Source organism: Azonexus sp. R2A61, assembly GCF_021401135.1.
In the GTDB taxonomy this organism is placed as follows: domain Bacteria; phylum Pseudomonadota; class Gammaproteobacteria; order Burkholderiales; family Rhodocyclaceae; genus Azonexus.
Map to the genome: position 1 here is coordinate 199,136 of NZ_JACBFO010000001.1, position 26,217 is coordinate 225,352.

Consider the following 26,217-nt stretch of genomic DNA (forward strand, 5'->3'; position numbering starts at 1 on the left):
TTAATTCTGTTTGAATTTCTTGCGAATCTTGATCGCCCAATCGACCCACTTCGGCGAGCGCACTTTTTTACCTCGAAAAGAACACTTGGTCTGCCCTTTCATCGAGACGTAGCGAAATTTCTGGCCAAAGGTCAACGTGTAGTAGCCATACATGATGGCTCCTAACTTATCCTTAGGAAGCAAAGGGTTAAGCAATAAATCCATTACCTCTTCATGCGAATCCGGTGCATACACCGACCCCAGCAAATCATAGAAAGAGCGCTCGAGCGAAATACTTGGCTTACCGGCATAGGCCGCCTCGATCCCGGCGGTCGAATAAGTTGTCAGCACCTTGTCCGCCGAGTCCATCAAGGCATAGGTATCGGCACTTTCCCGCGGTGGAACAATATGGACGAATCCGGTCGCCAGCAATGGTTCAAGGCGCGGCTTCAAGGTCTCGTATTCACCAAAACTGTTGGGATGCATTCTGATCAGGAGAACCCCCTGAAAACCGGCTTTCTGCAAATCAGCGACGATGCGGGTCAAGGTATCGACCAATGAGGGATAAATGCGCTTCTTAAAAAAACCATCCAACGCCGACATCTCTGTCTCGGTGGACGTAAAGAAGACATAGCGCGGTGAGCGCTCAAGCCATATATCAGGCACCCTGCCTTGCAACTGGTCTTTCAAATAATTGGCCTGACTGTAGGTCAAGCGGCCTTTGCGCATGCGGCTATAAAACTCCGCTGCCAGTTTTCCCTTTGCTTCTACATCGGGATTATTCTGCCAGTGATCAATTACTGCTTGATTGCAGTAATCTACGTTGTGAATAATTGTGTTCTTTATGAGCACATAGGAATCGATCGAAGAGCCACGCTCATGGGTAAAAAATGAAATTGAATGATTCTGACATGCCCGAACAAAGCCCCTTCCACTGGAGCCCCTGCCGTTGTAAGCATAAGCAAGTTGTGGCGGATGCTTGGCAAAAAAACGAGTTAACCCAAAATAGATCGAAACAGAAGAGCGTATCGAACGATCGATATATCTCCGATATTTTTCCAAATCAGGATAAAAAGTGACTGCATAACTAAATAACGACGAGGCAACGGCCTCCCCGTAATCAAAACCGTCGTGGGTCAACTGTCGCAACTCATCAACTGACGAATACTCTGGAGAAAATTCGGCAAGATCTACTCTTTCCAGCAATTCAGAAAGAGGCAAGATCTTCACCGGCCGGGACAACATTCCAAGTGCCTTTTTTCGTTTACCGACACAACCGGCGCAAAAGAGCCAGTCATTTTCTGGATTTGCATCGCAATAATTCAATGCTCGATCACAAGATAAATAAATTACCTCATCCCCCGCCGCCAAATGCTCCTCCATCAACTCGAGTTGCGTTTCCAAATGGGGAGAATGGGGTTCAATACCGAAGAAAAAAATACTCATTGGGTCACTTCGCATACATCAGCGGAAGAATCCGAACTTGTCGGCAAACAATAAGGAACCTGCCTGGCTCAGGTGGTCACCGTCGACATACAGCACATTCCCATTAATGATTCCGTGGCACAGCTTATCGTCACAAAGGTAGGGAAATGGATCAAAAATTCTCAATCCAGGAAAGCGCCTCTGCATTCTATTAACAATTCCACGGTACTCTGCCTGACGAGCAACGACCTGCTGAACAGGTACAGCACAAGGAGTCTTCTTTTGATGGGTGATGCTCAGTGGTCGCACGGTACATTCATCGATGTGAAAACCTAACTCTGGCACCTGAATGATTAACCAAACCTCTTTGCCACGATTTTGGAGATATTCGATAGTCCGCGCGAGCGACGACTCAACAGCCGCACTCTGCGACAGACTTGAATCGTAAAAATCGGAAATACCAACTGTCACATGCCGCTCAACTTCGCCAAATCCCTTTCCAGTGACATTCAAAGGGCCTCTGAACGACAAGATAACCCTATGGATTTTTTCGCTCTCCCCAAGAAACTCAACTACCGAACGGTTTATCCCGGTGCAATCCTCTGCGATGCCCGGCATCTTTCGCACAAGACCAAGCAAAGGGGGGCATCCCGGTTCGCCAAGGTGCACCACTGCTTCATTTTTTCCACCCAAGGCTTCGCCAACACCTGGAACAAAGTGATTGGCATGACTATCACCAATGATAGCGGTCGTTACCGGATGTCCCTTAGGATATTCCAGGCAATAAGAACCCAACACTGGATAAACTTTTTTGCAAGCTGCATCATTACGCGGCGATGGAATTGTCATTTCTGACTTAACCAAAAACTCCGGAATGCGACTTGTGTGCTCACCCGAAAAATAAACGAACAATCCAGCGGCCAAAAGACACGCCATTAAAATACCCGCAGACAAAGTCCGCCGTGGCCATCGGCCAAAGCGTACCGGTTTTTCGATATAGCGATAGGTCAAATAAGCAAGAAAAACCGACAACAATACTGCAACCAATCGCACCTTACTTGGTGGTTTTCCAGATTCGACAATCCGTGCATAGGTCAGGACAGGCCAGTGCCACAGATAAAGTGGATAACTAATCAATCCAACACGCACCATCCAGGGCTGCGCTAACAACTTTCGATTAACCCACCCTTCCGGCCCCGCGGAAATCAAGCAAACAGCGCCTATTGTTGGCAATAATGCCCATGCCCCCGGATAAGCTATGGCTTTTCCGAAAAGACCGATTGCCAATAGGACAAAAAGCAACCCAACGAATGAAATGATGTCGGCCAGTCGTTCAATAGTTACACGGGGAGACAATCGGAAAAACCTTATCACCGCCTGTACAAATGGGGCCTGACCAAAGCGCTCAAAATAAGCAATTCCGGCACCTAAAATCAATTCCCAGAATCGACTGAATGGCAAATAGAACGCACTAGCTGCATGCTTCTGGACCAACAGGAAATTAGCCAAAAAAGAAACAAGCAAAATCCCTACAGGTAGCCATGAAAAATAGCGACGGAAGCGCCAAGAAAAAGCCAGAAGCAAAGGCCACAACAGATAGAACTGCTCCTCAATTCCGAGTGACCACAGATGCAACAAAGGTTTTGTTTCGGCAGCTTTATCAAAGTAACCGCTTTCTTGCCACAACGCGAAATTCGAAACAAATCCGGCACCTGCTGCAATGTGTTTACCTAGCTCACGGTATTCATCTGCAAGCAAAACCATCCAGCCGATTCCCCAGGTTGTCAAAAGAACGACAATTAATGCAGGAAATATTCGAAGGACTCGCCGCCGATAGAAATCGGCAAATGAAAAATCACCGACCAGTAAATCCCCGATGATGATTTTTGAAATCAAATAACCGGAAATGACGAAAAAAATGTCAACCCCGACAAAACCTCCTGGCAGCATGGTCGTGCTGGTGTGAAATAGCACGACAGCAATTACAGCAACAGCTCGCAAGCCGTCGATATCTGCCCGATAAGCGGGAGAAAAGTGCGCAGACATGCAGAGGATCAGGCGGTGAAAGGATGGCGGCTTACGACGATGTTTTCGCCCTTGTGTAATTCGGAGACGAAACTCGCTGTCGCGGCATAGAACGATCTAGTGCACCCAGGAATGATACGATCATGCATCTCGGCAATGATGACATCAACGTCGGCTATCCAATCAGTCGCATGCGCAAAAATTTCCTTTTCCGCACCCTCGACATCAATTTTCAGAATATCGACTCGATTTGCACAAAAATCGGAGAGGATATCTGGGATCGTCGTACATTCAACTTCGAATGTGGAGCTTTTTGGTTCCCCCCCAAGCGCCACATGAAATCCATCCTTCTGGGCGCCTGCTCGACCTGCAGGGGGAGCAAAGAAGGTCAATTTTTCCGCGGTATGCCATAGCGCCTTTTGCAGCGGAATCACATTAGGATATGAAACAACATTTTTCAGGAGTACCTGAAAATTTGATGGCTCCGGCTCCAGAGCGATGATTTTCGAATCAGGAAACCTCCGGGCATAATAGATTGCCGAATAGCCTACATTGGCGCCAGCATCTACGATCAGCGCGGGCTGCTCTCCAACTGGAAAATCGTATTCCCGATTAACAAAAATCTGCCAGTAAATTGATACATCAGTGGTGTTCAAGCGAAAGTAAACAGAATGCCCAATATGCGGCGAACGCACACACTCCAAACTTTCATCACTGGAAGTTAGCTGCTTGAAAGCAGCCGGCAAACCGGCAAATCCGAAATATCGACAGATTTTCTTGAAAGCACGCCACTTTTTCATTGATTCCCTTTCTTGCCGCGATACTTAACCTAGCAATGATAACTACCGTATGAATATCTTACCTACTGACCGAGGCAACCCATTCGGCAGCAACCAACAGGTTCCATACACGCCTCGCATTGGGCTGTTTTCCCGATACGTGATCATTGACCAAACGTTCGACGGCCCCATCATCCAACCATGCTTGCAAACGTTTCTCTACAACGAGACGTTCGCGCGCCAAATCAGCTAGATCAGTACGCAGCCAGCGCCCAATCGGGCTAGAGAAACCTTGCTTTCGACGCTCAAGGAAGCCAGCAGGCAACCAGTCAGAAAACCCCTCTCTGACAATACGTTTGCCGTTTCGCCCCTTTAATTTCATCGATGGAGGAAGCGAAGCCGCCAACTCCAGCAATTCATGATCGAGAAATGGCGAACGACACTCTAGCGAAGCCGCCATACTGGCGACATCAACCTTGAACAGCACATCTTCCGGCAAGTACGTATAGCTGTCTGTCAGCAAGACCCGGTTGATCGACGCGGCACCTTCAGTCAACGCAAAGCGTTCAGCAAACCAGCGACCGGAATCACTGCCCGCAAGCTCACTGGAAAATGCCGGAGTATAAATGGCTTCTTTCTCCTTGGCGTCGAAAAACGAAGCAAGATCAATGTGCCGCTGTAGTGGTTGGTGAAAAAGCGCCTGATCCTCTCTTGTGTAGGGAAACACACGCTTACGATCCGGTCGCAGGAGCCCCTCCACACGACAGGTCAGGGCACGCATACAACGCCAGGCAGGCAGGACGCCAGCTGACTCAATATTGAGCATGCGCGCCAACTGGGAATGACGTCGATATCCCCCGAAAGCCTCATCGCCACCATCTCCGGTAAGGGCAACAGTGACTTCTCGCCGGGCAACCTTTGAAACAAGATAGGTCGGCAGCAGCGAATCGTCGCCGAATGGCTCTCCACAACGGCGAATCAACATTGGCAAATCGGCGGCGACATCAGCTTCCACCAATAGCTCCCGATGCTGAGTTCCAAGATATTCCGCCGCTTGCCGAGCATATGGTCGCTCATCCAATCGCTGATCATCAAAGCCGACGGAGAAAGTCAAAACGGGTTGCTCGGAAAGACGCGACATCGCCGCTACCGTTACCGCCGAATCCACCCCTCCTGAAAGGAAAGCCCCCAGAGGAACATCCGCGACCATTCGTAAGCGGGTTGCTTCCAGCAACTTTTCTCGTACCGCATCGCAAGCATCAGGGTATGAGAGCGAAGAACGTCGGTTCGGGTCAACCTGCCAGTAACGCCACAACCGGCGGATCCCCTCCTCGCCAACCACCATTGCATGAGCCGGCGGTAATTTTCGGATTTGCCGGAAGCCTGTTTGAGGGGATGGAATGTAGAGAAAGCTGAAGTAGTGATCGAGTGCAACCGGATCCAATTCAACCCGCAAATCGGGCACGAGGGCTCGCAACGCAGCAATTTCAGAGGAAAATCCAAAACCGCCGGCATACGCCGCATAAACCAGCGGCTTCACACCGAGACGGTCGCGAGCCAGACTCAGTTCACGGCTTTGGGCATCCCAGACCGCGAAAGCAAACATCCCCCGCAATTTCTCCAGGCACTTTTCAAAACCCAGGCGAACAAACAGTGCTAGCAGTACCTCGGTGTCAGAACGAGTGCGAAAAACCCACCCTGCCAAGCGCATTTCTTCACGCAGAACGGAGAAGTTGTAGATTTCACCATTAAACACAATGGTGAAACGCCCGCACGGGCTGTGCATCGGCTGATCCCCCCCTGCCAGGTCCAGAATGGCCAGCCGAGTATGCCCGAGGGAAACCCCTTCCCCCGACCAGGAGGTTTGGGCGTCAGGCCCTCGATGGCGTAGCGCCTCTAGCGCCCGAGGCATATCAATTGCTATTGAGCCCGGTACGCTCAGCGCACCCGTGATTCCACACATTCACCCGCTCCAACTCTGAGTACCAACTCGATCAATTTGTCAGCCCGGCTTTCCCAAGAAAAATCCTGAGCGCGCAAGCGCGCGGCATCCCCAATTCTCTGTGCCGCACTTCGATCGGCTAACAGTACATTCAACGCCTCTGCCAACTGCTCGACGTCGTTGACAGGCACCAATACACCATTCTCATGCGATGTAATGATCGAACGTAGCGCTGGCACATCCGCTGCAACGACCGGCTTGCCGAGCGCCATATACTCGAACAATTTGAGCGGCGAAGTATAGCGGCTGCCAATTGATGTATCGCTGAGGGGCAACAGGCACAGGTCGGCAGCGTTGATTGTGTTGAAACGCTCTGCCGGTGCCACGGCCCCCAAGAAAACCACTCGTTCCACAACACCATGAAAACCTGCCAGTTGACGCAACTCTTCAACACGACTCGATGGCCCGCCTGCGACTACTAGACGGGCCGATTGGACTTTTGGCAGCGCCTTGATCAAATGCTCGACGCCTTTCCACGGATGAAGACTTCCGAGATAGAGAAGGTCCGGCGGATCGTTCCAAGTAAGTTTTATCGCCAGATCAGCAACCGCCTTCAGGTCAACACCGTCCGGGACTACGGCAACCGGTGTATCAACTCCATATTCGTCCCGCAAATCGTCCACCAGCCATTCGGTCAAGGCCGCGATTCCATCCGCGCCACGATAGACTCCACCTTCCCGTTGCCTCAAGGTTGCCATTTTTGTTTGCTCCTTCCGGGTCGGCCGTGGATGATCTTCTGCGTAAGTTCGTACAAAAACCTCGTGTGTCTCGAAGACAAGGGGCGGTCTAGAATGGATTCGCAATAACGCTTCGGCCAATTTCAGGTTACGTACCAGCAAAGCATCGATATCTGTGCTCCGACGGACAAGATCGGCAGCCATACGATAAAAACGGCGACCAGATCGTGACGGATACCACCAGCGCCGACGCCAGTCGTCGACCTGCTTCAGAGTGACGTTGGGATGTAGCGGTCGTCCAAGAATATCTTCCGGTCGGCAAGCCCCATTCGGCTCCGGCGTAACCAGGGTTATTTCAGCACCGCGCGCAGCCAACGCATCGACGGTTTGCAGAATCTGCATAGACTCCGGACAGATGTCCGGAACCGGATGCGGATCAATGTAGAGCAGCCTCAAATTCATACCGCGCCGAACGGCTTAATCCCCGTCGCCAGAATGGGAGGGTCATAAATTGCGTTGTCTTTCAGACCGACATCGACGAACCACTGATGGACTTCTGGAAACGTATGCCGCCAGGCATATTTCGGAGAAAACTCGTCAAAAGTTTCCGCGATTCTCAATCGATAGTCCTTCTGTTGACTCATGGGGATCAATACCCGAAGCAAGCGGCCGATAAGCGGAATTTTGTACAGGTAGTACATTGGCGCCGCGAGTAAGCAAAAAGCATAGAGCACAGAGATCGGCAAATGTGGCGTGAATTTCCGATAAAGATTCTGCATTCGCCGCCGGGAGCCTTTGGATTTTCCATAGATGTAAACCGAAAAAACTCCTCCTGCCTTGAGATGCCGCACCACTGTCTTGAATGCCGATTCGGTGCTCGGCGTGTGATGCAGGACTCCCCAGGCCAGAATTACATCAAAATACTCTGCCGGAAAGGGCAGCTTGAACAGATCAGCGAATGCGAAAGTGATGCCCTCCCGCGCTCCTGCATTTTTTTGCGCGACATAGATTGCCTCACTCAAGTCAACGGCAACGACAGTTGCCCCCCAATCCGACAGAATCCGGCTAAAACGCCCCGTACCGCAACCGACATCCAGCACCCTCTTCCCTTTGACCAATTCAGGGGTAATGTGGAGTTTGCGAAGTGTACGCTCGGTCCCCGCCACTTCCTCGGGAGAGTCGTAGAGGTTGTAATACTTCTTCCACTGAAAACTGAAGGTCTTCAGATAGGCATCATCCGGCACCAGCCGGTAAATTCCATCAACATGTTCGTATTGTGCCCCGCAGGAACATTGGAATCGAGCATTGTGCCGAATGTGCGCAGCCAGACTGCTCCGGCATTCCGGGCAAATGAATTCAACTGTTTGATCCACCGCTTCTCCCCTCGCAAATTATTTATCAAAGCCCGTCAGCAATCGTTCCACAACCCGATTCCAAGTGAATTTTCCGGTTATCCGCATTCGCGCATTGTTACCCATCTGTCGTCGAAAAAGCGGAGTCTCGACGAGATTGCGAAGTATCTGAGCAAGCTCTGCCGAGTCCCCAGGCGTCACCAACACCCCGCAACTTCCCTCGTTACCAACCGTCTCGGGATTGCCCGAGAAGGCGGTGGCGATGACCGGCAAACCGCTGGCCATGGCCTCGGCGATACTGTTGCTGAAGCCTTCATCACCCACGCTCGAAAAAACACCGATATCAGCGCTGGCCCACCAGCGGGGCAATTCGTCATGTGGCATGCCGGCGCGGTGGATCAAGCGCTCGCCGATGCCCAGTGACTCGGCCTGCTTCAGCAGGTTTTCCTTTTCCGGCCCGTCGCCTATCAGGATGAAACGCACCGGCAAGTCGCGCAGCAGGGGGGAAGCCAGTGCCTTCAGGGTCACCGAAACACCTTTCCAGCCCACCAGGCGACCGGCGAAAATGCATGCGACCTCGTTGTCTTGCAAGCCTAACTCGGCGCGCAGTTCGGCGCTGCGATGCTGCGGTCCGAAACGTTCAAGATCGACCCCGTTGTAGATCACCGTCGGATAAATCCCGTAACGCGACTTGATCTGCCAGGCATTGAAATGACTGTTGGCAAACCAGGCACTGATCTTTTTCCCGAGAAAACGGTCGCCCAGGATGAAATCGGTCCCCCCGCTGCGGAAAGCGAAACGAGTCCGGGAACCGGCAGGCATCAGCCATGGCCAGAAGAAATCGAACGGCTTGGTGATGATGACCCAGTCGAAATCGCCTGCCACGATTTCCGGTTTGACATGGCGGGCAAAGGTCCAGCGCTCCCAGAAACGACGGAAACGGGAACCGAGGTCCAGCGCCTTTTCCCGCGGCGTGAAAGGAAAGGTGCGCACATCGATGGTCCGTCCGCCCAGATCCGGCCGGATGTTTCCGATGCCGCCAAAGACCGATATCTGGTGTCCTTCATCATGTAACTGCCTGGCAAGCTCCCAGACAGCGGTCTGAACACCGCCAAAGCTGACGGTCACGGTCACATCGACGAATGCGATCTTCATGCCAGATTACCCAGTTGATGCAAAGACTCATCAAGTACCAGAAGTTGCAGGACATTTTCGGCCAGGGCGTTCGCTCCCCGGCGATAAGTCGCGCAAAGTTCATCGACGGCAGCCCCGCTGATGCCGCCATCGGTCACCGTCTGCAACCGGTTTCCCAAACCTTCGTAGCGTTCCATCAGATCATCTTGCAGCCAGGTGGTCAGCGGTGGATTGAAGCCGCGCTTCTTGGCACCGAACAAGTCTTGCGCAAGGTCCGCTGGCAGGATTTCGGCAAACAAGGATTTTGCCGGCCGGGCGAAACGGCGGGACGGCGGCAAGGCGGTCAGCGATCTGACAAAACGATGATCCAGCAGGGGGGCCCGCAGTTCCAGTCCGTGCCCCATCGTGGTCAGGTCCCCCTTGCGCAGGATGTACTCGGGCAGATAGTTGGCCATATCGATGTCCAGCAAGGAAGCCAGCGCCGACTCCCCAACCGATGCCGATGGCGCCCAATAGGCATCGGGCAAGCTTGCCCCGGGTTGGAGGTAACTCCGCTGAGCGGGCGAGAAACCCGAAAAACGCAGCATGTAGGCAGTTGACCACGGCAACGCGATTTCTTCGCGCAAGCGCCGGTATTTGCCGGGCAGCAGCGCCGGACCTGGCTTCAGGAAAGGCAGGCGGAAGCTTCTCCGCCAGGCCGACCGCAAGTGCTTTCGATAGCGTTTGTAACCGGCCAGCAGTTCGTCACCACCGTCACCGCCGAGCACCACCTTGACATGACGAGTGGTTTCTCGCGCCAGATACCACAGGGGAATCGCCGACGGATCGGCAAAGGGTTCGTCGAGCGAGGCAACGATGGCCGGAAAGTCATCCCGGATGCGACCCGGAATTTCGACGGCATGGTGGGCCAGTCCAAGTCGTCGGGACAAGGCGGCGGCGGCAGGCGACTCATCAAATGACGAGCCCGGAAATGCCGCCGTAAAGGCATCAAAATGCACATCATGCGCGGCCAGGCGACAGGCGATCAGGCTGGAGTCGATCCCGCCGGACAAGAACAACCCGACCGGCCGGTCGGCAACGCAACGCTGCAGGATGGCCCGGTCGAGCTCATCCTTCCAGTCGCCGGTGTCTGCTTCGTCCTCGCCGGGATACCAGCGCTCGACCCGCGGGGTACCACCGTCGAGGGGCCAGCGCAGGAGATGCCCGGCCGGCAAACGCTGAATGCCGGCAAAGACGGTCAGCGGCGCAGGAACGTAGCGATGGGCCAGATAAGCATCGATCGCCGGCATCGAAAACGCCCTCGCGGCGGCCGGCAAGGCTGGCAAAACACCGCGGACCATCGACGAAAAGGCCAGGGAATGGCCGTCGCTCCACCAGAGCAGCGGCTTTTTGCCGAAACGGTCGCGGACCAGGAGCAGTTCGCGCGTTTTCCAGTCGACCAGCGCAAAGGCAAACATGCCGGTCAGCCGCGGCAGCAGCCCGGCGATTCCCCAGGCTTCGGCACCGCGCAGGATGAATTCGGTGTCGGAGCGCGTCCGGAACGGGCGCTCGGCCATCAACTGCCGCGCATCGTCCTGCCAGCCATAAACCTCGCCGTTATAGCAAAGCCAGTAACGGCCGTCATCGCTGGCCATCGGCTGGTCGGCGGCCGGCCGCGGATCGATGATCGACAGTCTGGCATGCAGCAGGGCATGCGGCCCCGGTTGGGGCTGGACTTCGCCAGCGGGCGAAAAATAACAGACGTGGCTGGCATCCGGCCCACGCGCGGCAAGCGCATTCAGCATCGACCGAGCGGTCGCGGCCGCCCCGTCGACAGGACGCGAGAAGAATCCGCCAATTCCGCACATGCTCAGCGACCTCGGGCGTGAGCCCGGAAAATGTGCGTCATGCGGTCAACCATCAAATCCAGGCCAAAACGCTCGCGGGCACGCGCCAGAGCAGCCTCGCCAAACTGTTCGCGCAATGTCCGGTCAGCCATCAAGCGGCGCAACGCAGCGGCAAGCGCGACCGCATTGCGTGGCTCGACCAGCAGGCCGGTATTCCCCTCGTCAACGGCTTCAGCAATGGCGCCAACCGGTGTACTGACCACCGGCAGGCCGGTTGCCATCGCCTGCATGATCGATTGCGGCACCCCCTCGTCGCCATAGGAAGGCAAGGCAAACAGGTCCATCGCCTGGAACCAGCGCTCCGCATCGTCGCGATTACCGGCGAAATGAATGCGCGGTACCAGTTTCAGACGTTCAGCCAACTTACCCAGGTTGTCCCGTTGCGGGCCGTCCCCCACCACCAGCAGTTGCCAATCGGGAAACTCGTCGGCCAACTGGGCAAAGGCCTCGAACAGATAGACATGCCCCTTCCAGTTGCGCAAGGTTGCCAGGATGCCAAGACAAGGCCCGGCAGGCAGCCCCAGTTCCCGGCGGTGCGCTTCCTTGCGGTCGACATCGGCCAGCGGTGAAAAACGCTGCAGATCGATACCGGTCGGCACCGACGTCATCGATGCCGCTGAAAAGCCATTGTCACGTTGCAACTGACGCCTGAGCGCCTCGCCGGTGACCACGACGTGACTGGCCGCCCGCTGATAGAGCCAGCGGGTCTGCGCATTGCGGGCAACCGGCGACGAGACATGCCGGGTACGCACGATCGGCGGCGCCCCCGGCAGCAGGGCGCAAGCCACTGCGACCAGCCAGGAATCGGTCGAACTATGCGTATTGATGACATCGATATCGGGGCCGGCCCGGCGCAACCAGCGCAGCATGGCCCACAAGGCCGGCAGCCGTTTGCGGGCAATCGGCAAGGTACAGACGGGAATGCCCATGCCGGGCGCCACCTGGGCGATACGCGACTCGGCCGGCGCCACCAGCGTGACCCGGTGACCGCGGGCAATCATGCCGCGGGCTTCGGTCAGCACGCGGATTTCCTGCCCCCCCCAACCACAGGAAGATTCGGTATGGACGATATGCAAGGACGATGCACTCACGAAAATGTTCTCTCCAGCAAGGCCGTCGCCGCCGAGCAGACAAGCTCGGGCGGAATGTCTGCCATTTCGGCTGCCTGCACATCACCACCGGTTTGCGGATGCTCGATGACGGTACACGCGGGATGCTGGCGTGGCGCCAGATTCCGGCCGGGGTAGGCGGCATGGTACAGCGCGACCATCGGCACCCCCAGCGCACCGGCAAGATGCGTCGGCCCGGTATCGACCCCGACATACAGATCAACGCAGGACAGCAGTGCCCCGGTCCGGCGCAGATCGAGCTCCCCGGCCATGCTGACGACACGACTGCCAAAAAGCGCCTGCAACCGGGCCGCCGAGGGGCGCGCCAGCGCGTCGCCGGTGACCACGAACCCCGCCGCCGGATAGGCGACACAGAGCAATTCGACAAAACGCACGAAATGATCGAAGGGCCAGTCGCGATGTGCCTTGGTCGGAAAACTGTGCAACTGCAGGGCAACCAGCGGCGCCCCCTTGCCCTGCCGCCAGGTTTCGGCCCAGGCACGCTCCGTTTCGCTCACCCGGTAGGCCAGACGCAGATCGTCAGCGACAATGCCAAGCGGCGACAACAGGGACATCCGGGCCACCGCCGCGTGCTCGTCCGCCGGCTGGCGAACCAGTGTCAGCCCCTCGGCAGGCGCCGCTCGCCCGGCGAACGCCACGACGGAAGAAGCCACGCGGCGAGCCAGGGCAATCTGTGCCGGATCGTCCGAAAACACCAGGGCCAGATCGAAACGGCCGGCCAATCCGAGCCGGCTTCGCCAGCGGCGGGAAAAGCCGAGGGGCTGCAGGCGATCCACGAACGGCAGGTTGGCCAGCACATCGCAGCGTTTCGGATGGGCCCACACCGTCAGCCTGCTTTCCGGCCAACGTGCCTTGAGCGCCCGCAGGGCCGGCGTGCACAGCAGGCTGTCGCCAATGCGCGTGACCACGATGGCCAGAATACGGCGCGGTACCGCCGCCGATCCGGTATTCATCCGCCGACCGCCGACTGAGCCTGATGCAGCTTGGCGTACATGCCGTCACGCTGCATCAGCGCCTGATGGCTGCCCTCTTCAAGCTTGCGCCCCTGAGCCAGGACAACGATCCGGTCCGCCCGCTCGATGGTCGACAAGCGGTGCGCGATGACCAGCGTCGTGCGCTTGGCCATCAAGTGCTCCAGCGCCTCCTTCACCAGACGCTCGGATTCGTTGTCGAGTGCCGAAGTCGCTTCATCGAGAATGAGGATGGGCGCATCCTTCAGGATTGCCCGGGCAATTGCCAGACGCTGCCGCTGCCCGCCGGACAGGCGACCGCCATTCTCGCCGATCACCGTATCGAATCCATCGGGCAATGCCTGGATGAACTCCAGCGCATTGGCTGCCCGCGCAGCCGCCTCGATACGCTCCATCGGCGCATCGAAACCGGTGCCATAGGCGATGTTGGCCCGCACGGTATCGTTGAACAGCAGGGTCTCCTGCGAGACGATGGCAATCTGCGCACGCAGGCTGCCCAGCGTAAGATCGCGCAGGTCGATGTCATCCACCAGGACCTCACCCGATTCCGGCGAATGGAACCGCGGCAACAACGTCGCCAGCGTCGACTTGCCGCCCCCGGAGGGGCCGACCAGCGCCACGGTCTGTCCCGGCTCGAGCAGCAGATCGATGCCATCCAGTGCCGGACGCTCGGCTTCAGGATAGGAAAAGCGGACACCACGAAATTCGACGCGCCCCTTGGCACGCTCCAGCACGACGCGACCCGTCTCGGGTTCCGCAGGCGTATCCAGCAGCAGGAAAACGCTCTCGGCAGCAGCCAGACCGCGCTGCAAGGGCAAATTGACACCGGACAGGCCACGCAGCGGTGCGAGCAGCATCAGCATGCCCGTCACGAAGGACACGAAACTCCCCACCGTCGTCTCGCCCCGGCCGGACTGCAGCAAGGCCATGTAAACCACGATCGCCAACGAGATCGACACAAAGAAATGCACCATCGGCGACCCGGCGGCAGCGGCCACCGCCGTACGCGTCGCATAACCGCGCATTTCGTCGTTGACCTTGGCGAAGCGCCGGCTTTCCTGACGTTCGCCGCCAAACACCTTGAGCACTTTCTGGCACAGGATGCTTTCCTGCAACGCCTGGGTCATCACCCCCATGCCTTCCTGCGAGGCGCGACTCATGTTGCGCAGACGGACCCCGATCACCTTGGTGATCCAGGCAATGAAAGGCGCGACGAGCAGCGTTATCAGCGTCAGTTGCCAGTTCAGGTAAAGCAGCCAGGCCAGCAAACCGACGATCGACAAGGACTCGCGGATGACCGTCACGCCGACCGTGGTCGCAGCGACGCCAATGCTGTTCACGTCGTTGGTCAAGCGGGTGATCGTGCGGGCCGAAGGCGTCTGATCAAAAAACGACATGGGCAGACGCAGCATGTGATCGAACATCTGCTGCCGCATGTCGTTGACCAGTCGTATCTGGACCCAGGACATGGCGTAGCCGGCGCTGAAGGTAATCAGCCCGCGCAACGTCATGACCCCGACAATGATCAGCGGCACCACCCACGGGGCTCGCTGCAACAGGCTATCGGCGACATCGCCGCTACCGCGCGGCGCAAAGCCGTTGTCGAGCAGCGGCTTCATCATGGCCGGCAGGAAGGGCTCCATGGCGGCCGCCAGGGCACTCAGCAGCAAGCCGAGCGCAAGCATCTTCCAGTAGGGACGAACATAGGCAAGCAGCCGGAGGTAAAGCTTGCGGCTTTCAGGAGACATCGATCGGCTAACGGGTATGGAACGTGAAGCTGCGAATTATACGTTGCCCCAGGCGGCGCCCAGACCTTATCGACAGCGCCGGTAGAGTGCGAGCAAACGCTGCGCCATCGCATCGAGCGTCAGCGGTTCGGCAACCCCTCGCGCGGCCGCCCGCGCCGCCGGTTGCGCAGCGAGCTGCAGCAAGCGAAGCAGCCCGTCGGCCAGCGCCTCGCCATCCAGCGCATCGACGACACAGCCATTGCGCCCCTCGACGATCCATTCCTTGGCACCGCAGGTCGTCGATGTCAGCACCGGCAAACCGCTGGCCAAGGCTTCCAGCACGGCATTCGGGCAAGGGTCGTACAAGGTTGGCAGCACGAAGGCATCGGCAGCGCCATACCAGGGCCGAACGTCCTGCAAGGGCCCGGTAAACAGCACACGGTCGGCCAGACCGAGCCCAGCAGCCTGGGCTCTGGCTGCCTTGAGCTTGCGGTCGGCGCCAACCACGACCAGCCGCGTCGCCGAATCGGGCAAGGTCGCAAATGCCGCCAGCAAGCCCGGCACGCCCTTGCGTTCGAAGCCGCTGCCGACATAAAGGAGGACCGGCACCTCTGGCGGAATGCCGGCTGCCGCACGCGTCGAAAGGCGGTACCGGTCCGCCAGATCGGGATGAAAGACGGCGGTATCGACGCCGTTGTAAATCACCGCAAGACGGTCGCGGTCGACCGCATAAAAATCGGAAATTTCATCGGCAACCATCCGGGAATTGCAGATCACGCCACGCAAGGCCGGATGCGCGAACAAATCGCGCTCGGCGCCCAGGACGTAGCGATGAAAACCGGACAACGACTGCCCGAGGCGCCCCAGCGCACCCAAGGCCCGCGCCCGATGCTGCAGCCAGGCGGCATGCACGCCATCGCCGGCCCGGAACAGCGTACACCCGGGAATCCGTTCATGCGCCTGGGTGATGTCGTAAGCCCCATCGCGCATTGCCTGTTGTGCCGCCATCGCAAAACTGCGATCGCGCGCGGCACGCCCGCCCAGCCAGCGGGAATAAGGAGGATCGCATTCGACCAGCCGGAATCCGCCGGACGACGCCCCTGCCCAACTGCGGGTGATCAGACTGACTTCGGCGCCCTCCTCGACCAGCGCGCCAAGCGCCCGTTCGACAAAACGTTCAGCACCGCCGTAGGGGTTGTAGCGCTGGCGGACGATGGCAATTTTCATCGGTCGAGCAATTCGTTGACCGCCGCAAAGACTTCTTCAACCTCGATGACACTGAGGCAATCGCTGACCTTGCCCCCCCCGCACCCGTCAGTCCCGCAGGGGCGACAGGGATGCCGGCCGCTGACCACGACCCGGCTGGGTACCCCCCAGGGGCCCCACTGACGATCGCCGGACGGGCCGAACAAGGCAACCACCGGCGTCCCGACGGCGGCGGCGATGTGCATCGGGGCCGAATCGACGCCGACAAACACGCGGGCGGACGCAGTCAACGCCGCCAACTCCTTCAGGGACAGCTGCCCCGAAAGACTGAACACCGGCGCCGGCAAACGGGCCTCGATGGCCTGCAGCATGGCTTTTTCATCGGCACTCGGGGCTGCACTCAGCACCACGGCGTGGCCTGCCGCCTGCAGACGGGCGATCAGGCCGGCCATGCGGTCGACCGGCCAGCATTTGAAAAACCAGCGAGAGGCCGGATGAACATGAATGAAATCGCCACCGGCCAGCCCGAAATCGGCCAGCAGGCCGGCCACCCTGGCCCGCGCGGCATCGCCCGGTTCCAGCATCAGGGCGCGTTCATCCGGCGCAGGCTGAATCCCCAGACGACGCAAGGCATCCAGATTGGTTTCCGCCATGTGCCGCAAGGGCAGACCTTTGGTGTAGGCCTGCCGGTGCGTGAAGCTGTGCTTCCAGAAACGGTTGCGGCCCCCCATCGCCGGACCGAGCGACCAGCGGGGCCCGAGCAGGCGGCACAACCATGCCCCACGCCAATGCTCGGTCAGATGAATCACCAGATCGTAGCGCCGCTCGCGCAAGCGGCGGAGCAGCGCGAATTCCTCACGGAACAAACCGACCGGCCCCAGTTGCCGCCACTTTCGATCGATTCCGTGCACCTGGGCGATTGCCGGATGAAAAGTCAGCATGTCTGCCGTATCGGCATAAACCAGCGCATCGATCTCGGCCTGCGGCGCCTTTGCCTTGAGCACCGAAAATACCGGCGAACTGAGCAGTACGTCGCCGTGGTGACGCAGTTTGATGACCAGTACGCGCCGGATTTCCCCGGTCGGAATCGCATCGTTCAGCGGATTGAAATTTTCCATGGCCGGCATTTTACCGGCGGATTTCAAGCACCGTGCGCGAGGCGTAGGGAAACTGCAGTTCGCACCAGCGTGCCGCCGGCAGGCCGCGCTGCGCGGCGAGCAGCGTGCGGATCACGCCGGCATGGGTGACGATGACCGCCTCGTCTGCGGTCAACGCCGCGACGAAGGACAAAATCCGCTGCTGCACGGCCTGCGCCGATTCGCCGCCGGGCGGCGCATAGCCGGCGACATCGGCGGCCCAGGCATCGAGTTCGACGCGCGGGATGGCGTCCCACGGTCGACCTTCCCAGGCGCCGAAATCCATCTCGGCCAGCCGGTCGTCGACCGTCGGCGCCGCATGCAGCAACCCGGCCAGTTCGCGGCAGCGGCGCAGCGGGCTGCTCCACACCGGCAGGCCCGGCGGCAGTTCGGCGCGCAGGCGTTCGGCGGCCGCCGCGACATTTTTCGCCGGCAGGTCGAGTCGACCGTAGCAAAGCCCCGGCGCGACCTCGGGTTCGGAATGACGGATCAGATGCAGGATCATGCCGGCCAATGGGCGAGCAGCCCCAGGTAGAAGGCGATTTCGGCGACCTGCTGCACGGCGCCCAGGCAATCGCCGGTATAGCCGCCCAGCCAACGGCGGCATTTCGCCATCAGCCAGAGCGTCGCCAGCGCCGCCAGCCCGGCGCCCGCCAGCGCCTGCGGCCAGGGCAGCGGCCAAGCGGCGAGCAGCGGAAACAGCGCGGCGAAAGCCAGCGCGCCGAACGACAAGCGGGCCGTCAGCGGCCGGCTCTTCGACGTTTGCCCGGCCTGATCGTCGGTGCGCGCGTAATCCATCGTCGCCAGCAGCACGAGCGGCGCGAAACGCGACAGCACATGACCGGCCAGCAAAGCCCACGGCAGCAGGCTGCGGTCGACCGCACAAAGCAGCACGAATTTGCCGCTCAAGGCCAGCCACAGCGCGACGACGCCGTAACTGCCGACCCGCGAATCCTTCATGATCGCCAGGATTTTCGCCTTGTCCCAGCCGCCGCCGAGGCCGTCGGCGGTATCCGCCAGGCCGTCCTCGTGAAAGGCGCCGGTGGCGAGCAGCGTCGCCACCATCGCCAGCAGCACGGCGACCGGTTGCTGCCAAAGCTGCAGCGCGGCCAGGCAGACCAGCGCGGCAATGCCGCCGACCAGCAGGCCGACAGCCGGCAGCCAGCGCGTCGCGTGTTGCAGCAAGTCGGCGGAATAACCGACCGCGGCAGGCACCGGCAGGCGCGTGAAGAAGCCGATGGCGGCGAGGCAGGCGCGGAATTCGCGACGTAGCATCAGGACTTGTCGGCGACGCCGGCCGACTCGAAGCTGGCCATTTCGTTGAGGAAGGCGACGGCGGCCTGCAACAGCGGATAAGCCAGCGCCGCGCCGGTGCCTTCGCCGAGACGCAGGCCGAGGTCGAGCAGCGGCTCGGCGCCGAGCGTCGCCAGTTGCGCCGCGTGGCCCGGCTCGGCCGAACGGTGGCAGAAGACGCAGTAGTCGCGCAAGGCCGGTTCCAGGCGCGCCGCCACCAGTGCCGCCGCGCCGACGATGAAACCGTCGATCAGCAACACCATCTTCGCCTCCGCCGCCGCCAGCATGGCGCCGACCATGGTGGCGATCTCGAAGCCGCCGAACTCGGCGAGCACGGCAAAGGCCTCGTCGGCGCCGCCGGCCGCCCGGTAGCGGGTCAGCGCCGTCTCCAGCAACGCCTGCTTGCGCGCCAGGCCGGCATCGTCGAGGCCGGTGCCGCGACCGACGCAACCGGCCAGCGGCGTGCCGGTCAGGCAATGGGTTATCAGCGAGGCCGCAGCGGTGTTGCCGATGCCCATCTCGCCGAATCCCACGACATTGCAACCGGCCGCTGCCAGCCCGAGGACGACGCCGGCGCCCTGTTCGATGGCCTGCGCACACTGCGCCGTCGTCATCGCCGGGGCTTCCAGGTAGTTCGCCGTGCCGGGTGCCACCTTGAGGTCGATCAGCCCGTCGCGCGGGCCGCCGAAATCGTGCGCCACGCCGCAATCGAGCACCGACAGCCCGAGACCGTTGCGGCGGGCGAAGATGTTGATCGCCGCGCCGCCGGCGAGGAAGTTCTCGACCATCTGCCAGGTCACATCCTGCGGATAGGCCGACACGCCGGCCTTGGCGGCGCCGTGGTCGCCGGCGAACACCAGCATCTGCGGCTGCTGCAGCGCCGGCGTTGGCGTCTGCTGGATCAGGCCGATCTGCACGGCGAGCGTCTCCAGCTGGCCGAGTGCGCCGAGCGGCTTGGTCTTGCGGTCGACCTTGTTCTGCAGCGATTTTTCCAGCGCCCGGTCAACGGGCGAAATTGCGAAGGAATGCATCCGACTCTCCAAAAGCAAAAGGGCCTCGCGGCGGCACCTGCCGGGCGCAGCCGCGAAGCCCTGTCCACAGGCTTCAAGCTTTTTCCGTTGCGACAGGTCTTCTGGCTTCCGGATCGTCCGGTCCGCTGCGCCTTCCCGGCGGGTTTGTCTCCCCGCGTAGTGGCATCGTGCAGCGGCCGTCCCCGGTTACAGCGGCGGGCCCGCCCCGGAATTGAGTTGTCTCGCACCGGGTTCCGTTTTGTCGAACGGCACCGATTATACAATGCGCCCATGAGACATCTGATCCTCGGCGGCGCCCGTTCCGGCAAGAGCGCCCACGCCGAAAGCCTGGCCGGCGAATTCGCCGCGGCCGCCGGCCGCAAGGTCGTCTACGTCGCCACCGCGCAGGCCGGCGACGGCGAGATGGCGCGCCGCATCGCCCACCACCGCGCCCGCCGGCCGGCGGACTGGGGCTGTGCCGAAGAAACGCTGCATCTGGCGGCGACACTGCGCGAACTGGCGACGCCGGACACCTGCCTGCTGGTCGATTGCCTGACCCTGTGGCTGTCCAACCTGCTGTTCGCCGGCCGCGCCGCGGCGCAGACGGAAACCGGCGAGGCGGTCGACTGCCCGTTGTTCGCCGCGGAAACCGCCGCACTGATCGACACGCTGCCGACGCTGCCGGGGCAGATAATTCTGGTGTCCAACGAAGTCGGCTGGGGCATCGTGCCGATGCACCCGGTGTCGCGGCTGTTCGCCGACGAGCAGGGCCGGCTGAACCAGCGTGTGGCGGCGGTCTGCGAGCGGGTGACGCTGGTTGCGGCCGGTCTGCCGCTGACGCTGAAAGGCTGAGGCTGGTCGCCGCGCGCTACAGTCGGCGCCGGTGACTTCAACCCCGGCCGACGATTGATTCGCCGCCGACGCCCGGCAGACCGGGGCAGGCGGCCGCCAGCTTTTTCCAGTCGAAAGCCGCGTCGACCGCAGCCGCCAGCCGGTCCAGATCGGCCTCGCGCCGCGCCGCGAAATCGACCGTATCCACCGCGCCGGCGCCGGCCCAGCGCAATAGCGCGGTCAACGCCTCGGGATGATCGAAAACGCCGTGACAGTAGGTACCGAGCACCTGGTCGTCGGCCGAAATGGCGCCATCCGGCCGGCCGTCGGCCAGACGCACCGCCGGGCGGGACAAGCCGTCGCCGTCCGTCACGCCGAGGTGGATTTCATAGCCGTGCATCGCCGGCGCGCCATCGAAGGACAAGTGACCGCTCACATTGCGCAACTGCTTTTCGGTCTCCAGCATCGTGTCGACCGCCAGAAAGCCGAGGCCCGGCGTCGTGCCCGGCAGGCCTTCCAGCCCGAGCGGGTCGGCAATGCTGCGGCCGAGCATCTGGTAGCCGCCGCACAGGCCGATCACCTTGCCGCCGTAGCGCAGGTGACGGGCAATCGCCCGGTCGTGGCCCTGGGCACGCAGCCAGTCGAGGTCGGCACGTACCGCTTTCGAGCCGGGCAGGACGATCAGGTCGGCCGGCGGCAGCGGCTCGCCGGGACCGATCCAGCGGAAATCGACCTGCGGATGCAGGCGCAACGGATCAAGGTCGTTGTGGTTCGAGGTGCGCGGATAGGCCGGCGCGACGACTTTCAATTTGGCGGCTTTTTTCCCGTCGACCGCAGCCGTCGCGATGGCGTCCTCGGCATCGAGCATCAGGCCGTGCAGATAGGGCAGCACGGCCAGCACCGGCTTGCCGGTGCGCTCTTCCAGCCAGTCGAGGCCCGGTTCGAGCAGGGCGATGTCGCCGCGGAAACGGTTGATGACGAAACCGACGACGCGCGCCTGCTCAGAGGGCGAAAGCAGTTCCAGCGTGCCGACCAGATGTGCAAAAACGCCGCCGCGGTCGATGTCGGCGACGAGGATCACCGGGCAATCGACCGCCTCGGCAAAACCCATGTTGGCGATATCGCGGGCGCGCAGGTTGATCTCGGCCGGCGAACCGGCCCCCTCGACCAGCACGCAGTCGAATCCTGCGGTCAACCGCCCCCAGGAGGCCAAAACCGCATCCATCGCCCGCGGCTTGTAGTCGTGGTAGGCCTTGGCGTCGAGGTCGGTGGCAACCTGGCCGTGGATGATGACCTGCGCCTTGCGGTCGGTGGTCGGCTTCAACAGCACCGGGTTGAAGTCGGTATGCGCTTCGAGACCGCAGGCCAGCGCCTGCAGCGCCTGCGCCCGACCGATCTCGCCGCCGTCGACGGTGACCGCCGAATTGAGCGCCATGTTCTGCGGCTTGAACGGCGCCACGCGTACGCCGCGACGCCAGAGAATCCGGCACAGCGCGGCGACCAGCGTCGATTTGCCGGCGTCGGAAGTGGTGCCTTGCACCATCAGCGCGTTGCGTATCATCGTCCCGGCCCGTGAAAAAAGGCCGTAATTATGGCACCATCGCTGCCTCCCGACGGAAGTCGGGATCGTGTCTCCGGGTGCCTGCCGGCTTCGCCGGCGGGAGAATCGGGAAGGCGGTGCAATTCCGCCACGTGCCCAACGCTGTGAGGAGGACGTTCGCCGCATCAGGCCACTGGTTTCGACCGGGAAGGCGCGGCAGCGGATGAATCCGAGTCAGAAGACCGGCCGGGAGATCATCATCGGGCGCCGTGGACGGGCGCTTCGTTTTCCAGAAGGGGAATCCATGGAAAATCCGCATGCCTTTGCCAACGCCGAGCGCGCCGCGGTGTACAAGGCGATCTTCAGCCGGCGCGACGTGCGCGGCCAGTTCCTGTCCGACCCGGTGCCCGACGACCTGCTCGCCCGCCTGCTGCTCGCCGCGCACCACGCGCCGTCAGTCGGTTTCATGCAACCGTGGAATTTTCTCGTCGTCCGCTCGACGACCGTCAAGCAGCGCATCCACGACGTATTCCAGGCCGCCAATAGCGAGGCAGCGGCGATGTTCCCGGACGAAAAACGGGAAATCTACAGCCAGTTGAAACTGCAGGGCATCCTCGAGGCGCCGGTCAACCTGTGCATCACCTGCGACCGTTCGCGCAGCGGCCCGGTGGTACTCGGTCGCACCCACATGCCGACCATGGATTTGTACAGCAGCGTGTGCGCCGTGCAGAACCTCTGGCTGGCGGCCCGCGCCGAAGGGCTGGGCGTCGGCTGGGTCAGCATCTTCCACGAGAAGGCGCTGCAGGACGCGCTCGGCATTCCGCCGCACATCGTGCCGATCGCCTACCTGTGCCTGGGCTGGGTCAGCCAGTTCAAGGACCGGCCGGAACTCGAAACAGCCGGCTGGCTGCCGCGCCTGGCGGTCGAGGACCTGGTCTTCCACGAGCAGTGGGAAACGCGGGATTTGCCGGAAAACGCCGGGTTGACCGCAGCCTTGTCGGCCCTCGGCCAGGCGGCGCGCCGTCCATGAACGCTGTCTTCCCCGACGATCAGCGCGCCGCGCTGCTGGCGCTGCCCGGCGTCGGGCCGACGGTGATCCGCCGGCTCGAGGAAATCGGTTGCGCGCCGCTGTCGCGGCTGGCCGGCGAGGAAACGGCGGTGCTCACGCTGCGCATCGCCCGGCTGATCGGTTCGACCTGCTGGCACAACAGTCCGCAAGCGCGCGCCGCGGTCGATGCCGCCATCGCACTGGCCAGACGATGGCCGAACTGAACCTGCTTTCCGGCCTGCTCGCCGGTCCATTGGCAATGCCGTTCGCCGCGCTGGCCGCGGTCGGGCTCGACCGGCTGTGCGGCGAGCTGCGCCGCTGGCATCCGCTGGTCGGCTTCGGTCGACTGGCCGGCGGGCTGGAAAAGCGACTGAACCGGCGCCGCATTGCCGCCGGCCTGCTCGGCTGGGCGCTGGCAGTGCTGCCCTGGGTGGCGCTCGCCGCGCTGCTGCGTCCGCTGGCGCCTTTTGCGGTCGACGTGCTGCTGCTCTATTTTTCGCTCGGCGCGCGCAGCCTGGCCGAACACGCCGAGGCGGTCGCCCGGCCGCTGAGCGCCGGCCGGCTGGCGGAAGCGCGCGAGAAGGTCGGCTGGCTGGTGTCGCGCGACACGACGGCGCTCGACGAATCCGGCGTCGCCCGGGCAGGCATGGAATCGGTGCTGGAAAACGGCAACGACGCGATCTTCGGCGCGCTGTTCTGGTTCGCGCTGCTCGGCGGTCCCGGCGCGCTGCTGTTCCGGCTGGCCAACACGCTGGACGCGATGTGGGGTTACCGTACCGAACGCTACAACCTTTACGGCCGCTGCGCCGCGCGCATCGACGATGCGCTCAACTGGGCGCCGGCCCGGCTCACTGCGCTGTCCTACGCGCTGCTCGGCCGCACCCGCGATGCGCTGGCCTGCTGGCGCCGCCAGGCGCCGGGCTGGGAAAGCCCGAATGCCGGACCGGTGATGGCTGCCGGCGCCGGCAGCCTGGGCGTGCAGCTCGGCGGTGCGGCGATCTATCACGGCCAGGAGGAAATCCGGCCGGCGCTGGGCTGCGGCCCGGCCCCGGTGGCCGCCGACCTGGCGCGGGCGATCGCGCTGATCCGGCACAGCCTGTGGCTGTGGCTGGCCTGTCTCTTCATTCCGGGAATCCTGCATGCTTGAACACGGCGGAAAACTGCGCGCGGCCGCGGCACATTACAGCATTCCGGTCGCCGACTGGCTCGATCTGTCCACCGGCATCAACCCGCAAGGCTGGCCGGTACCGCCCCTGCCGCCGGAAGCCTGGCAACGTCTGCCGGAAAACGACGATGGTCTGGAGGCAGCGGCAGCGGACTACTATGGCAATCCGGATGGCCTGCCGACCGCCGGCTCGCAGGCCGCGCTGCATTGCCTGCCGAGCCTGCTGCCGCGTGCCGCCGTCGCCTGCATCGCGCCGCTCTACGCCGAACATCCGCAGGCCTGGCAGCAGGCCGGCCACAAGGTGCGTTTCCTGCAGAACGCGACGCTGCCCCGCGCGCTGACCGCAACCACGCCCTACGTGCTGCTGTGCAATCCGAACAACCCGACCGCCGACCGCCATCCGCGCGAACTTGCGGTCGACGCCGCCGCCCAGCTGAAAAAGCGCGGCGGCTGGCTGATCGTCGACGAGGCCTTCATCGACCCGACACCGGAAGACAGCCTGACGCCGCTGGCCGGCACGGCCGATGCGCCGAACCTGATCGTGCTGCGCTCGCTCGGCAAATTCTTCGGTCTGGCCGGCGCCCGCGTCGGCTTCCTGTTCGGCGCTGCCGACCTGCGCCAGCGGCTAGCCGAAGCGCTCGGCCCCTGGAGCGTCTCCGGTCCGGCGCGCGCCGCCGCCCGGCTGGCGCTGGCCGACCGGACCTGGCAGGCCGCCGCCCGCCAGCGGCTGAGCGCCGACAGCGAGCGCCTGCGCACGACGCTCGCCCGGCTCGGCGAGGTCAAGGCGACGCCGCTGTTCGCCACGCTGAATTCGCCGCATGCGAGCGGGCTGCACGAACATCTGGCCAGACAGGGCATCCTGACCCGCCGCTTCGACCAGCAACCGTTGCTGCGTTTCGGCCTGCCCGGCGACGCTGCCGGCTGGCAGCGCCTGGACGGCGCACTTGCCACCTGGAGACCCGAATGAGCATTCCCCGCCTGAAAATTCCCCTGTTCACCGCGTTGACCGCAGCCATCGCGATCGCCAGCGCGCACGCCGAACTGCTGATCAAGGACGATACCGGCCGCGAGATCCGCCTGAAAAAACCGGCCGAACGCATCGTCGCCCTCGCCCCGCACATCGCCGAAACGCTGTTCGCGGCCGGTGCCGGCGACCGACTGGTCGGTGCGGTCGAATACAGCGACTACCCGGCGGCGGCGAAGAAAGTTCCCCGCGTCGGCGGTTATTCGCGCATCGACCTGGAGGCCGTCGTCGCCCTCAAGCCCGACCTGGTGATCGCCTGGGAAAGCGGCAACAACATGGCCCAGGCCGACAAGCTGCGGGCGCTCGGACTCAATGTCTACATCAGCCAGCCGAACACCATCGGCGACATCGCCACGCAACTCGAACGTTACGGTCGACTGGCCGGCAGCGAAAAAATCGCCGATGCCGCCGCCGGCCGATTCCGCGAACGTCTGGAAAAAATCCGCCGCGACAATGCCGGCAAATCGCCGGTACGCACCTTCTACCAGGTCTGGAAAGCCCCACTGGTCACCGTTGGCGGCCCGCAGATCATCAGCGACGCGATCCGCCTGTGCGGCGGCGACAACGTCTTCGGCCACCTCACCCAGATGGCGCCGCGGGTCAGCATCGAAGCAGTGGTCGCCGCCGACCCGGAGGCCATCATCGCCACCGGCATGGGCGACGCCAAGCCGGAATGGCTGGACGACTGGCTGCGCTGGCCGCAGTTGCAGGCCGTCAAACGGCACAACCTGTTCCACATCAACCCCGACATCATGCAACGGCACACGCCGCGCATCCTGGAGGGGACAGAACAACTCTGCGGCTACCTCGAAACCGTTCGCGGCCGACGCGCCAGACCATAAACCCCAGAAACACCGGGGATTTTCGGCAAACCGCC

Annotated in this window: 23 protein-coding genes and 2 riboswitches; of the genes, 6 read left to right on the plus strand and 17 right to left on the minus strand. The window is 61.5% G+C overall.

All coding sequences use genetic code 11. From position 1 onward, the window contains the following. The 16 genes from L0962_RS01000 to cobT form a co-directional block, all read right to left on the minus strand. On the minus strand, positions 1 to 1,425 hold the full coding sequence (locus tag L0962_RS01000; RefSeq protein WP_234082507.1) for a hypothetical protein: 1,425 nt from the start codon (positions 1,423 to 1,425) through the stop codon (positions 1 to 3). 18 nt (positions 1,426 to 1,443) lie between these two features. Then, positions 1,444 to 3,450 carry an acyltransferase family protein gene (locus L0962_RS01005; protein WP_234082510.1) on the minus strand — a complete coding sequence of 669 codons (2,007 nt, stop codon included), beginning with the start codon at positions 3,448 to 3,450 and terminating at the stop codon, positions 1,444 to 1,446. 8 nt (positions 3,451 to 3,458) lie between these two features. Then, positions 3,459 to 4,229, minus strand: a complete 771-nt coding sequence (locus L0962_RS01010) for an FkbM family methyltransferase (RefSeq protein ID WP_234082513.1) — start codon at positions 4,227 to 4,229, stop codon at positions 3,459 to 3,461. 58 nt (positions 4,230 to 4,287) lie between these two features. Beyond that, on the minus strand, positions 4,288 to 6,171 hold the full coding sequence (asnB, locus tag L0962_RS01015) for an asparagine synthase (glutamine-hydrolyzing) (RefSeq protein ID WP_367398002.1): 1,884 nt from the start codon (positions 6,169 to 6,171) through the stop codon (positions 4,288 to 4,290). After that, entirely contained in the window at positions 6,147 to 7,289 is a 1,143-nt protein-coding gene (locus tag L0962_RS01020; protein ID WP_234082516.1) for a glycosyltransferase family 4 protein, read from the minus strand. The genes asnB (L0962_RS01015) and L0962_RS01020 overlap by 25 nt, the downstream gene beginning before the upstream one ends. Before the next feature lie 56 nt (positions 7,290 to 7,345). Then, positions 7,346 to 8,260, minus strand: a complete 915-nt coding sequence (locus L0962_RS01025; RefSeq protein WP_234082519.1) for a class I SAM-dependent methyltransferase — start codon at positions 8,258 to 8,260, stop codon at positions 7,346 to 7,348. A gap of 18 nt (positions 8,261 to 8,278) precedes the next feature. Next, on the minus strand, positions 8,279 to 9,394 hold the full coding sequence (locus L0962_RS01030) for a glycosyltransferase family 4 protein (RefSeq protein ID WP_234082522.1): 1,116 nt from the start codon (positions 9,392 to 9,394) through the stop codon (positions 8,279 to 8,281). Further along, on the minus strand, positions 9,391 to 11,220 hold the full coding sequence (gene asnB / locus L0962_RS01035; RefSeq protein WP_234082524.1) for an asparagine synthase (glutamine-hydrolyzing): 1,830 nt from the start codon (positions 11,218 to 11,220) through the stop codon (positions 9,391 to 9,393). Before asnB (L0962_RS01035) ends, L0962_RS01030 begins: the two co-directional genes overlap by 4 nt. A 2-nt stretch (positions 11,221 to 11,222) precedes the next feature. Further along, on the minus strand, positions 11,223 to 12,350 hold the full coding sequence (locus tag L0962_RS01040; RefSeq protein ID WP_234082527.1) for a glycosyltransferase family 4 protein: 1,128 nt from the start codon (positions 12,348 to 12,350) through the stop codon (positions 11,223 to 11,225). After that, entirely contained in the window at positions 12,347 to 13,342 is a 996-nt protein-coding gene (locus L0962_RS01045) for a glycosyltransferase family 9 protein (RefSeq protein WP_234082530.1), read from the minus strand. The genes L0962_RS01040 and L0962_RS01045 overlap by 4 nt, the downstream gene beginning before the upstream one ends. Continuing rightward, on the minus strand, positions 13,339 to 15,108 hold the full coding sequence (gene msbA / locus L0962_RS01050) for a lipid A export permease/ATP-binding protein MsbA (protein WP_234082533.1): 1,770 nt from the start codon (positions 15,106 to 15,108) through the stop codon (positions 13,339 to 13,341). Before msbA ends, L0962_RS01045 begins: the two co-directional genes overlap by 4 nt. Positions 15,109 to 15,174: 66 nt before the next feature. Next, positions 15,175 to 16,314 (minus strand): glycosyltransferase family 4 protein, encoded by a 1,140-nt coding sequence (locus L0962_RS01055; RefSeq protein WP_234082536.1) that lies wholly within the window; start codon positions 16,312 to 16,314, stop codon positions 15,175 to 15,177. After that, the gene (gene rfaQ / locus L0962_RS01060; RefSeq protein ID WP_234082539.1) at positions 16,311 to 17,411 is read right to left on the minus strand and encodes a putative lipopolysaccharide heptosyltransferase III; all 1,101 of its coding nucleotides are present in this window, start codon (positions 17,409 to 17,411) and stop codon (positions 16,311 to 16,313) included. The genes L0962_RS01055 and rfaQ overlap by 4 nt, the downstream gene beginning before the upstream one ends. A 10-nt stretch (positions 17,412 to 17,421) precedes the next feature. Continuing rightward, positions 17,422 to 17,934: an alpha-ribazole phosphatase family protein gene (gene cobC, locus L0962_RS01065; protein ID WP_234082542.1), complete on the minus strand. Its 513-nt coding sequence runs from the start codon at positions 17,932 to 17,934 to the stop codon at positions 17,422 to 17,424. Further along, entirely contained in the window at positions 17,931 to 18,704 is a 774-nt protein-coding gene (locus tag L0962_RS01070; RefSeq protein WP_234082546.1) for an adenosylcobinamide-GDP ribazoletransferase, read from the minus strand. Before L0962_RS01070 ends, cobC begins: the two co-directional genes overlap by 4 nt. Continuing rightward, positions 18,704 to 19,753 (minus strand): nicotinate-nucleotide--dimethylbenzimidazole phosphoribosyltransferase, encoded by a 1,050-nt coding sequence (gene cobT / locus L0962_RS01075; protein ID WP_234082550.1) that lies wholly within the window; start codon positions 19,751 to 19,753, stop codon positions 18,704 to 18,706. Before cobT ends, L0962_RS01070 begins: the two co-directional genes overlap by 1 nt. 73 nt (positions 19,754 to 19,826) lie before the next feature. Then, positions 19,827 to 20,028, minus strand: a riboswitch (cobalamin riboswitch). Here cobT and cobU point away from each other — a divergent pair. After that, positions 20,024 to 20,584, plus strand: a complete 561-nt coding sequence (gene cobU, locus L0962_RS01080) for a bifunctional adenosylcobinamide kinase/adenosylcobinamide-phosphate guanylyltransferase (protein ID WP_234082554.1) — start codon at positions 20,024 to 20,026, stop codon at positions 20,582 to 20,584. It overlaps the preceding riboswitch by 5 nt. 37 nt (positions 20,585 to 20,621) lie before the next feature. Here the strand turns inward: cobU and L0962_RS01085 are convergent, their stop codons facing one another. After that, entirely contained in the window at positions 20,622 to 22,124 is a 1,503-nt protein-coding gene (locus L0962_RS01085; protein WP_234082557.1) for a cobyric acid synthase, read from the minus strand. Positions 22,125 to 22,182: 58 nt separating this feature from the next. Then, positions 22,183 to 22,369, plus strand: a riboswitch (cobalamin riboswitch). Positions 22,370 to 22,407: 38 nt separating this feature from the next. On the opposite strand from L0962_RS01085, the gene bluB reads away from it, so the two are divergent. From bluB to L0962_RS01110, 5 genes are read left to right on the plus strand one after another with little or no spacing between them, the layout of a single operon-like run. Continuing rightward, the gene (bluB, locus tag L0962_RS01090; protein WP_234082562.1) at positions 22,408 to 23,133 is read left to right on the plus strand and encodes a 5,6-dimethylbenzimidazole synthase; all 726 of its coding nucleotides are present in this window, start codon (positions 22,408 to 22,410) and stop codon (positions 23,131 to 23,133) included. After that, a complete protein-coding gene (locus L0962_RS01095; RefSeq protein WP_234082566.1) occupies positions 23,130 to 23,375 on the plus strand; it encodes a hypothetical protein in 246 nt (81 codons plus the stop codon). The genes bluB and L0962_RS01095 overlap by 4 nt, the downstream gene beginning before the upstream one ends. A 35-nt stretch (positions 23,376 to 23,410) precedes the next feature. Continuing rightward, positions 23,411 to 24,298, plus strand: a complete 888-nt coding sequence (cbiB, locus tag L0962_RS01100; RefSeq protein WP_234085015.1) for an adenosylcobinamide-phosphate synthase CbiB — start codon at positions 23,411 to 23,413, stop codon at positions 24,296 to 24,298. Further along, on the plus strand, positions 24,291 to 25,283 hold the full coding sequence (cobD, locus tag L0962_RS01105) for a threonine-phosphate decarboxylase CobD (protein ID WP_234082571.1): 993 nt from the start codon (positions 24,291 to 24,293) through the stop codon (positions 25,281 to 25,283). The genes cbiB and cobD overlap by 8 nt, the downstream gene beginning before the upstream one ends. Beyond that, positions 25,280 to 26,182, plus strand: a complete 903-nt coding sequence (locus L0962_RS01110; RefSeq protein ID WP_234082574.1) for a cobalamin-binding protein — start codon at positions 25,280 to 25,282, stop codon at positions 26,180 to 26,182. Before cobD ends, L0962_RS01110 begins: the two co-directional genes overlap by 4 nt. Positions 26,183 to 26,217: the final 35 nt, after the last annotated feature.